Genomic DNA, 9,433 nt, shown 5'->3' with positions numbered 1-9,433 from the left:
CCCCCCCCCCGCCCCCCCCCCCGCGGCGGCCGGCCCCCCCCCCCCCCCCCCCCCCCCCCCCCCCCCCCCCCCCCCCCCCCCCCGGCGCTCGCTGCGGCTACCCGACGACGGCCAGGGCGACGGTGCCCACGTAGATCAGCGGGATCGACACGCCCTCGAAGCCGATCCACTTCCGGTCGCGCATGAGCAGCCCTGCGGAGAGCACCGCGGTCATCACCAGCGTGCCGCCGACGAGGACCAGGCTGGTCGGGCCGGCGTCCCGGTAGATCGGCCCCTCCAGGTAGCCGACGTCGGCGACCGAGATCATCAGGATGTCGTAGACGTTCCCGCCGACGATGTTGCCGACGCCGAGGGTCAGCTGGCCCATCCGCACCGCGGTCAGCAGCACGACGAGCTCGGGCAGGGAGCTGATCGCCGTCGTGAGGGTGAATCCCACGACGCCGCTGTCCAGGTCGGCCCGCTCGATGACACTGAGCCCGGCCCGGCCCACGATCCAGCCCGCGACACCGGTCACCAGCCCGAGCGCGGCGAGCAGGCCCCACAGGCGGGCGGTCGAGCGCTCGTCGCCGTTCCCGTTCCCGTTCCCGTCGCCGTCCCCGTCCCCGTCCCCGTCGCCGTCCCCGTTGCCGGTGCCGTTGCCGTTGCCCTCGTCCCCGTCTGCGGTCTGGTCGGTGTGGACCGGCTGCCACATCGGCTCCCGCTGCATCCGCCGGAGCAGCGTCAGCCCGTAGGCGTAGAGGACGGGGATCAGCAGGGTCATGGGGTGGATCCAGCCCAGCCGGAGGTCCGGCGTGGCGTAGGCGATCACCGGAACCGCGAGCATCGCGCTCAGCAGCACCGACTGCAGCACGTTCTGCAGCGACGCCGCCGCGTGCTCCAGGTTCACCCGGCGGTAGAGGAGGTCGGCGATCGCCAGCCACACCGTCTGGAGCGCGATACCGCCGACCGGGTTGGCCAGGGCGAACCCCGGGTCGCCCTCGATCGCGCCGGTGAGCACGGTGACGTTCCCCGGCAGCGAGGTGACCGCCCCCAGCAGCAGGGCACCCCCGATCGCGTCACCGAGGCCGGTGCGCTCGGCCAGGGAGTCGGCGACACGGGTGAGCCGGACCCCCGCGACCACGATGACGACGGCCATCGCGGCGAGCACGCCCAGGCTCGGCCAGAGGGGCCACGGAGCGAAACTCACTCGTCCTCCGGGTCCTCGACTGCAACGGCCGACGACGACCCCACCACACCGACCGGGATCCTGCCGGTCGAGGCCCCCTCCGGAGGGTCTCCGGAGGAGGCGGACCTCAGGCGGCCACCCGCGCGCAGAACTCGAGGACCCGCCGCCACAGCAGCTCGGCGGCGGCGGCGTCGTACTCGCCGGGCAGGCTGACGTCGGTGAACAGGTGGCCGGTCCCCGGGTAGTCGTGGACCTCGATCTCGACTCCCGCACCCCGGGCGTCGGCGACCACGGAGTCGATCCAGTCCTGCTGCCGGAAGGGATCGCCCTCGGTGTAGTGCAGCTGCGCGGGCACACCGTCCGGCCAGCGGTCGGCTCCCAGCACCTGCACCGGCAACGCCCCGGAGAAGAGCAGCAGCCCCGCGCAGCGCCGCTGGGTGGCGACGTACTCGGCCATGCCGGCGCCGTTGGAGAAGCCGGCCGCGAGGAACCCGTCGGGCAGGTGGCGCACCGCCTCCACCGCCCGGGCCATCAGCGCCGGGAACCCGACCTCCTCGACGTGGGCCATCGCCGATGCGTAGTCGTCGAAGACCAGCCCGTCGTACTGGTCGACGACCAGGACGTCGTGCCCGGCGGAGCGGAGCCGTTCGGCCGCCGCCGTGATCCCGGGCCGGACGCCGAGGACGGAGTGGAAGAGCGCGATGGTGGTCATGAGGTCACCCTGCCGGGCTGCTGGTGACACCGTCCTGTCACCGTTTTCTGCCAGGATCCTGGCATGAACCGGACCGACCGGATGCACGCCATCTCGGAGGAGCTGCGCCGCGCCGGCGCACGGGGACGGACGTCGCAGCGACTGGCCGACTGGCTGGAGGTGTCGCCGCGCACGGTCAAGCGGGACGTCTCCGCCCTGCAGCAGGCGGGGGTGCCGATCTGGGCGACCGCCGGGCCGGGTGGCGGCTACGTGCTCGACGCCACGGCCTCCCTGCCGCCGGTCAACCTGAGCCCGGCGCAGGCCGTGGCGCTGGCGGTGGCGCTGGCCGGTGCGTCGGAGGCGCCGTTCGCCGCGGACGGCCGTGCCGCGCTGGAGAAGGTCCTCGATGTCATGGGGCCAGGTGCCCGGGAGTCCGCCCGCGAGCTCGGTGGCCGGGTGTGGGTGCGCGGCGACGAGCGAGGACGACCGGGGGCGGCGTCCGTCGTCGAGGAAGCGCTCCTGCGCCGGCGGGTGGTCGCCATCCGCTACCGCGACGACAGCGGCGCGGTCTCCCGACGTCGGGTGGAGCCGCACCTGCTGGCACGCACCGGCGACCGGTGGTACCTCGTGGCCTGGTGCCGGCTGCGGGACGCTCCGCGCTGGTTCCGCTGGGACCGGATCGAGGCCGCCGACCTCACCACCGAGACGCCTCCCCAGCGCGATCCGGATGCGTTCGGCACACCGCCACCCGACGCGCACACGGTGCGGGTGCCCGCGACGTGAGGCACTGGAACGACCCAGGTGACGTCCTGGAACGGCCCCCTTCCAGGGACCCGGCCCGAGCGGAGCGAGGGTCGGGGAGGAAGGGGGTCCTTACTCCCACTCGATGGTGCCGGGCGGCTTGCTCGTGACGTCCAGGGTGACCCGGTTGATCTCCTCCACCTCGTTGGTGATCCGGGTGGAGATGCGCGCCAGGACGTCGTAGGGCAGCCGGGTCCAGTCGGCGGTCATGGCGTCCTCGCTGGACACCGGGCGCAGCACGACCGGGTGACCGTAGGTGCGCCCGTCGCCCTGCACGCCGACCGAGCGGACGTCGGCCAGCAGCACCACCGGGCACTGCCAGATCTCGTCGTCCAGCTTGGCCGCGGTGAGCTCCTCGCGGGCGATGGCGTCGGCCCGGCGGAGCACGTCGAGCCGCTCGCGGGTGACCTCGCCGACGATCCGGATGCCCAGCCCCGGCCCGGGGAAGGGCTGGCGCTGCACCAGCTGGTCGGGCAGGCCCAGCTGCCGGCCGACCTCGCGCACCTCGTCCTTGAACAGGGTGCGCAGCGGCTCGACGAGGGTGAAGGTGAGGTCCTCGGGCAGCCCGCCGACGTTGTGGTGGCTCTTGATGTTGGCCGTCCCGCTCCCCCCGCCGGACTCGACGACGTCGGGGTAGAGCGTGCCCTGCACCAGGAACTCCACCGTCTCGCCGTGCGCCTTGGCGTCGGCGACGACGTCGGTGGCCGCCTGCTCGAAGACCCGGATGAACTCGCGGCCGATGATCTTCCGCTTCTCCTCCGGGTCGCTCACCCCGGCGAGCGCCGCGAGGAACTGCTCGCTGGCGTCGACGACCCGCAGGTCCGCGCCGGTGGTCGCCGCGAAGTCGCGCTCGATCTGCTCGGTCTCGCCCGCCCGCATCAGCCCGTGGTCGACGTAGACGCAGGTGAGCCTGTCACCGATCGCCCGCTGGACGAGCGCGGCGGCGACGGCGGAGTCGACCCCGCCGGAGAGCGCGCACAGCGCCCGCCGGTCCCCGATCCGCTCGCGGATCGCCGCCACCTGCTCGTCGACGACGTTGCTCATCGTCCACGTCGGCTCGAGGCCCGCGATGTCGAACAGGAAGTGCTCGAGCACCGTCTGCCCGTGCGCGGTGTGCCGCACCTCGGGGTGGAACTGCACCCCGGCCAGCCGGCGGTCGACGTCCTCGAACGCGGCGACCGGCGCACCGGTCGACGTCGCGGTGACGGTGAACCCGGGCGGGGCCGCGCTGACGGCGTCGCCGTGGCTCATCCACACGTTCTGCTCGACCGGCAGGTCGCCGAACAGCCGCGCCTGCGTGGTGACGGTCAGCGGGGTGCCGCCGTACTCCCGGTCGCCGGTGCGGGAGACGGTGCCGCCGAGCGAGGCGGCCATCGCCTGGAAGCCGTAGCAGATGCCGAAGGCGGGGACGCCGGACTCGAACAGCGTCGGGTCGACCGTCGGCGCCTCGGGGGCGTACACGCTGGACGGCCCGCCGGAGAGCACGATCGCGGCCGGCTTGCGCGCGACGATCTCCTCGGCGGGGACCTCCGACGACACGATCTCGGAGTAGACCCCGGCCTCGCGGATGCGCCGGGCGATGAGCTGCGCGTACTGGGCGCCGAAGTCGACGACCAGGACGGTCGGGAAGTCCACGCTCAGCCGCCGATCACGAGGTCGACCCGCTGGAACTCCTTGAGGTCGGAGTAGCCGGTCTTGGCCATGGTGCGGGCGAGCGCCCCGAACAGGTTCGTCCGGCCGTCGGCGGAGTCCGCCGGTCCGAGCAGCACCTGCTCCAGCGATCCCGAGGGCTCGACGGGCGCCGACGCTGATCCGCGCGGCAGACGGGGGTGGGCGGCCACCGAGTCCCACCACACGCCACCGGCCGGCGCCTCGGCGGCCACCCGCAGCGGCTCCCCCAGCTGGACGGCGTCGGCACCGCAGGCGAGCGCGCGGGCGATGGCACCGCTGGTCTCGATCCGGCCGTTCGCGATGACGTGCACGTACCGGCCACCGGTCTCGTCGAGGTAGTCGCGGCGGGCGGCGGCGGCGTCGGCGATGGCGCTGGCCAGGGGCACGCGGATGCCCATGACCGCGTCGGTCGTCGAGTAGGTGTCACCGCCCACTCCGACGATGACGCCGGCCGCGCCGGTGCGCATCAGGTGCAACGCGGTCGTGTAGTTGGCCGCGCCGCCCACGATCACGGGGACGTCGAGGTCGGCGATGAACTCCTTGAGGTTGAGCGCGTCGCCCTGGCTGGTCACGTGCTCGGCCGACACGATCGTGCCCTGGATGACGAGCAGGTCCACCCCCGCCGAGAGCGCGGCCGGGGCCAGCTGCTCGGTGTGCTGCGGGGAGATCCGGATCGCCGTCGTCACCCCCGCGTCGCCCATCTCCTTGATGCGGGCGGCGATGAGGTCGGGCTTGACCGGCTCGGCGTAGACCTTCTGCAGCAGCGCCACCGGCGGAGCGCCGGCCGCGGCCGCCTCGGCGATCTCGCGGTAGACCGGCGCCGGGTCGTCGTAGCGGGCCCACAGCCCCTCGCCGTTGAGCACCCCCAGGCCACCCGCGCGCCCCACGGCGATCGCCGTCGCCGGGCTGACGACGGCGTCGCTCGGGCTGGTCACCAGCGGGAGGTCGAACCGGAAGGCGTCGATCTGCCAGGCGGTGGAGACGTCGTCGACGTCACGGGTCCGCCGCGAGGGGACGATGGAGACCTCGTCCAGGTCGTAGCCCCGGCGGGCGAAGCGGTTCAGCCCGATCTCGACGGTGTCGCGCACGTTCATGCCCAGCGTCCCCGGTGGTTCGGTGCCTCGACGGGCTGACTGGATGACATGTGCCGTTCGCTCATCTCGGTCACCGACCCCGGTAGTTGGGGGCTTCGACGGTCATCTGGATGTCGTGGGGGTGGCTCTCCACCAGGCCCGCGGAGGTGATGCGGGTCAGCTGCCCGCGCTCCTTGAGGTCGGCGATGGTGGCCGCTCCGGCGTAGCCCATGGAGGCCTGCAGGCCACCCACGAGCTGGTGCGCCACGCCGGCCAGCGCGCCGCGGTAGGGCACCTGGCCCTCGATGCCCTCCGGCACGAGCTTGTCGTCGGAGAGGACGTCGTCGGCGAAGTACCGGTCGCGGCTGAACGACTGGTTGCCGCGCTTCTGCATGGCGCCCAGGCTCCCCATGCCCCGGTAGGTCTTGTACTGCTTGCCGTTCATGAAGACCAGCTCGCCCGGTGCCTCCTCGACGCCGGCGAACAGACCACCGATCATCACCGTGTCGGCGCCGGCCACCAGGGCCTTGGCGATGTCGCCGGAGTACTGCAGCCCGCCGTCGGCGATGACCGGGACCCCCGCCGGGCCGGCGGCCAGCCACGCCTCGTAGATGGCGCTGATCTGCGGGACGCCGACGCCGGCGACCACGCGGGTGGTGCAGATCGAACCCGGTCCGACGCCGACCTTGACCGCGTCGACCCCGGCGTCGACCAGTGCCTGCGCACCGGCGCGGGTGGCGACGTTGCCGCCGACGACCTCCACCCCGGCATCGCCGCCGAACTCCTGCTTCACGCGGGCGACCATCTCCAGCACCGCGCGCTGATGGCCGTGCGCGGTGTCGACGACGAGCACGTCGACGCCGGCGTCGACCAGCAGGCCGGCCCGCTTGTAGGCGTCCTCGCCGACGCCCAGCGCCGCCCCGACGACCAGTCGCCCGTCGGCGTCCTTGGTGGAGTTCGGGAACTGGTCGCGCTTGACGAAGTCCTTCACGGTGATCAGCCCGCGCAGCCGGCCGGCGTCGTCGACCAGCGGCAGCTTCTCGATCTTGTGCTGGGAGAGCAGGCCCAGGGCGGTGTCCGGGTCGACCCCGACCGGCGCGGTGACCAGCGGCATCGGCGTCATGACGTCGCGCACGAGCCGGTTCATGTCGGTCTCGAAGCGCATGTCCCGGTTGGTGACGATGCCGAGCAGGACGCCGTCGGCGTCGACGACCGGCGCACCGGAGATGCGGTAGCGCGCCGAGAGCGCGTCGACCTCGGCGAGCGTGTTGTCGGGCGAGCAGGTGACCGGGTTGGTGACCATGCCGGCCTCCGACCGCTTGACCAGGTCGACCTGGCCGGCCTGCTCCTCGGCGGAGACGTTGCGGTGCAGCACGCCCATGCCGCCGACCCGCGCCATGGCGATCGCCATGCGGGCCTCGGTGACGGTGTCCATCGCGCTGGACAGCAGCGGGACCGCCAGGGTGATGCGCCGGGTCACCCGGCTGCTGGTGTCCACCTCCGCCGGGACGACGTCGGACGCCCCGGGGATGAGCAGGACGTCGTCGTAGGTGAGACCGAGGCGGGCGAACTTCGCCGGCAGCTCGGTCACGGAGTCGGGCTGCATGTGCGCGGCCACCCTTCGGCGCGGATCGGGTCGGACACCGGTCGACACACCTCACGGGCGCGCGGGACCTGCCCCGATCGTAGGCGGCGGCACGGAGGAGGCGGTGCTCCGCCCGCTCGGCGGCTACCGTGTGACCGTGTCTTCGTTCGACGACGCCTTCGGGCCGGACTTCAGTTCCGCCGACGGCCCAGCCCCTCCGCCGCTCTCGATGGAGGAGCGGGCCGGGGTCCTCGACGACCTGGCCGAGCTCGAGGTCTTCCGGACCCTCCTGGAGCCGACCGGCATCAAGGGCATCGTGGTCGACTGCCCTGACTGCGAGGAGGAGCACCACGTCGACTGGGCGCTGATGCAGGCGAACCTGCGCCAGCTGCTGGACGAGGGGCAGACCGGCCGGCACGAGCCGCCGTTCGACCCGAACCCCGACGACTACGTCAGCTGGGACTACGCCAGCGGGTACGCCGACGGTGTCGCGGCGCTCGCCGAGCGGGACGAGCCCAGCGGCCGGCGCACCGGGCGCCACGCCCGCGACGACTAGAGCTGTGACACTGCGGTCCTCCGGACCGCACCGCGGCCACTTGCCGTCCCCCAGCTGGGCTGAGCGCGTCCGTCGCGCCTGCGCGGACCCTCCGGGCCCACTCGGCGCCACCACACCGCGGCCAGGTGCCGTCCCCCTGCCGAGCTGAGCGCGTCCGTCGCGCCTGCGCGGACCCTCCGGGCCCACTCGGCGCGACCACCCCGGGCCGGGCGCCGTTCCCCCGAGGGCGTGAATGCCTCCGTCGAGAACGCGTCGAGGGCCGCCTCCCGGCTCGGGAGACGGCCCTCAGCGCGTGCGTCGGTCGGGTGACCGCTCAGGTCATGATGCCGCGGCGGAAGCCGGTGGCCACCGCCTCGGCGCGGTCCTTGGCGCCCAGCTTCCGGAACAGCCGCCGGGCGTGGGTCTTGATGGTGTCCTCGGACAGGTAGAGCTCCCGGCCGATCTGAGCGTTGCTCTTGCCCTGGCTCATCCCGGTGAGCACCTGCATCTCGCGCATGGACAGCGCCACGGCCGGGGCGGCGTCACGCACGGTGGACCGCACCGTGGTGGGCGCGGAGCCGGCGAGCGGCGCCGCACCGCTCCACGCGGCCACGGAGGCCGTCGCCTGCTGCGGGATCCGTCCGTCGGCACGCAGCCCCACGCGGGAGAGCCCGAGCCCCATCTCGATCGGGGTGGCGTCCCAGCGCAGGTAGCCGCGAGCCCCGAAGGCCACGGCAGCCCGCACGCTGTCGGCGTCATCGGGAGCGCCGAGCACCAGCACCGGGAGCCCCGGGTGGGACCGGAGCGCCTGCGTGGCGGCGGACAGCCCGGTGTCCACGGCCCGCTGGGTGCCCACGACGAGCACGTCGGGGGTGCGGGTGGCGAGGCGGGCCATGAGCGACTGCGCGTCGCCGACCACCTCCACCCGGCCGACGAAGGGCAGGGCGACCAGCCGCGAGGCGACGTCGTCACGGACCCGCCGTCGCTCGTCGTACACCCACACGGTCGCGCCGTGCACGGGTGCGCGCATCCTGTCGTCGATCACGCCTGCTCCTCGCTCTCCCCGGCCGCGCGGCGGCCGGGTCCCCCCGCCGGCCGGGGAAGGCACCCGGCCGGGTGTCGCTCGGGTGGAGGGCCCACCGGGCCCCCCACCTCCGCGCTGGTCACGCGACCGGTCCGGGTTTCTCCCCCTCCCGGACGCCAGCGCGACCTGGAGCCACCTTGATCGACTCCCGACCGGGGGAACAGACGCCCTCACCCCCGGGGGTGAGCGCCGCACGCGGAGGTGACGCAGGGCGCACCTGGGAAAAGTTGCGAATCGGCTGTGTTTGGACGTGGGACGGCGAGGGCACCCGGCCCCTTGCAGCCGGACAGCCCCCTCCGGCTCAACCGAGTCCTGGAGGAGACATGGCCGACATCCGCAGACTCCCGACGCCCGTGGCCGAGGTCTGGGACTGGCAGCTGCACGGCGCCTGCCGTGGCGAGAACACGTCCCTCTTCTTCCACCCCGACGGCGAGCGGGGGCCGGCCCGGGCGCGACGGCAGTCAGCGGCGAAGGCCGTCTGCGCGCGCTGCCCGGTCGTCGACGCGTGCCTCAAGCACGCGCTGGCCGTCCGCGAGCCCTACGGGGTCTGGGGCGGGATGAGCGAGGAGGAGCGGGCCCGGCTGATCGCCACCGAGCCCGCCGCCGTGGCCGCGGGGGTGTAGCACCCCGCCACGAACGCCGAGAGGGCCCGGTCCAGGAAGTCCTGGACCGGGCCCTCTCGTGTGCCCGGACGGCGCGAGCACCGTCCGGGCTCAGCCGGTGGGGTCCTGGCTCACGGTCGCCCGTGAGCCACGACCCCCCGCCCCGGCCCCAGGCTGGCCGCGACCGTGGGAGCGGCGAGGCTGAAGGGGTCCTTTATCAGTTGGT

The 9,433-nt window shown here is 73.7% G+C and carries 9 protein-coding genes; 3 read left to right on the top strand and 6 right to left on the bottom strand.

The window, feature by feature from the left end; translation table 11 throughout:
• Positions 1-97: 97 nt before the first annotated feature.
• Together ACI799_RS20970 and ACI799_RS20965 are read right to left on the bottom strand one after the other, a co-directional pair.
• Positions 98-1,186 carry a sodium:calcium antiporter gene (locus ACI799_RS20970; RefSeq protein ID WP_456600111.1) on the bottom strand — a complete coding sequence of 363 codons (1,089 nt, stop codon included), beginning with the start codon at positions 1,184-1,186 and terminating at the stop codon, positions 98-100.
• Positions 1,187-1,292: 106 nt separating this feature from the next.
• On the bottom strand, positions 1,293-1,877 hold the full coding sequence (locus ACI799_RS20965) for a dienelactone hydrolase family protein (protein ID WP_456600110.1): 585 nt from the start codon (positions 1,875-1,877) through the stop codon (positions 1,293-1,295).
• Between the two features lie 63 nt (positions 1,878-1,940).
• Between ACI799_RS20965 and ACI799_RS20960 the strand changes: the two genes are divergently transcribed.
• Positions 1,941-2,639 (top strand): helix-turn-helix transcriptional regulator, encoded by a 699-nt coding sequence (locus ACI799_RS20960; protein WP_456613855.1) that lies wholly within the window; start codon positions 1,941-1,943, stop codon positions 2,637-2,639.
• 90 nt (positions 2,640-2,729) lie between these two features.
• Here ACI799_RS20960 and guaA read toward each other — a convergent pair whose 3' ends face one another.
• The 3 genes from guaA to guaB all read right to left on the bottom strand — a co-directional run bounded on the left by guaA (position 2,730) and on the right by guaB (position 7,007).
• Positions 2,730-4,292 carry a glutamine-hydrolyzing GMP synthase gene (gene guaA / locus ACI799_RS20955; RefSeq protein WP_456613854.1) on the bottom strand — a complete coding sequence of 521 codons (1,563 nt, stop codon included), beginning with the start codon at positions 4,290-4,292 and terminating at the stop codon, positions 2,730-2,732.
• Between the two features lie 2 nt (positions 4,293-4,294).
• Positions 4,295-5,422: a GuaB3 family IMP dehydrogenase-related protein gene (locus ACI799_RS20950; protein WP_456590405.1), complete on the bottom strand. Its 1,128-nt coding sequence runs from the start codon at positions 5,420-5,422 to the stop codon at positions 4,295-4,297.
• 70 nt (positions 5,423-5,492) lie between these two features.
• Positions 5,493-7,007, bottom strand: a complete 1,515-nt coding sequence (gene guaB, locus ACI799_RS20945) for an IMP dehydrogenase (protein ID WP_456613853.1) — start codon at positions 7,005-7,007, stop codon at positions 5,493-5,495.
• Positions 7,008-7,143: 136 nt separating this feature from the next.
• On the opposite strand from guaB, the gene ACI799_RS20940 reads away from it, so the two are divergent.
• Positions 7,144-7,542: a DUF5319 family protein gene (locus ACI799_RS20940; protein WP_456590407.1), complete on the top strand. Its 399-nt coding sequence runs from the start codon at positions 7,144-7,146 to the stop codon at positions 7,540-7,542.
• Positions 7,543-7,855: 313 nt separating this feature from the next.
• Here ACI799_RS20940 and ACI799_RS20935 read toward each other — a convergent pair whose 3' ends face one another.
• A complete protein-coding gene (locus ACI799_RS20935; protein ID WP_456590408.1) occupies positions 7,856-8,566 on the bottom strand; it encodes a response regulator transcription factor in 711 nt (236 codons plus the stop codon).
• Positions 8,567-8,928: 362 nt separating this feature from the next.
• On the opposite strand from ACI799_RS20935, the gene ACI799_RS20930 reads away from it, so the two are divergent.
• A complete protein-coding gene (locus ACI799_RS20930) occupies positions 8,929-9,228 on the top strand; it encodes a WhiB family transcriptional regulator (protein ID WP_456597866.1) in 300 nt (99 codons plus the stop codon).
• The last annotated feature ends 205 nt before the right edge of the window (positions 9,229-9,433 follow it).

The sequence above is a fragment of the Blastococcus sp. SYSU DS0753 genome (assembly GCF_054051175.1).
Note: the sequence above shows the minus strand (reverse complement) of the source record. Positions and strands in the feature narration are given on the sequence as shown.

Bases quoted from the DNA above. Each gene is read 5' to 3' on its own strand.
- ACI799_RS20965 (WP_456600110.1), bottom strand. From the start codon at position 1,877: ATGACCACCATCGCGCTCTTCCACTCCGTCCTCGGCGTCCGGCCCGGG.
- ACI799_RS20960 (WP_456613855.1), top strand. From the start codon at position 1,941: ATGAACCGGACCGACCGGATGCACGCCATCTCGGAGGAGCTGCGCCGC.
- ACI799_RS20950 (WP_456590405.1), bottom strand. From the start codon at position 5,422: ATGAACGTGCGCGACACCGTCGAGATCGGGCTGAACCGCTTCGCCCGC.
- guaB (WP_456613853.1), bottom strand. From the start codon at position 7,007: ATGCAGCCCGACTCCGTGACCGAGCTGCCGGCGAAGTTCGCCCGCCTC.
- ACI799_RS20930 (WP_456597866.1), top strand. From the start codon at position 8,929: ATGGCCGACATCCGCAGACTCCCGACGCCCGTGGCCGAGGTCTGGGAC.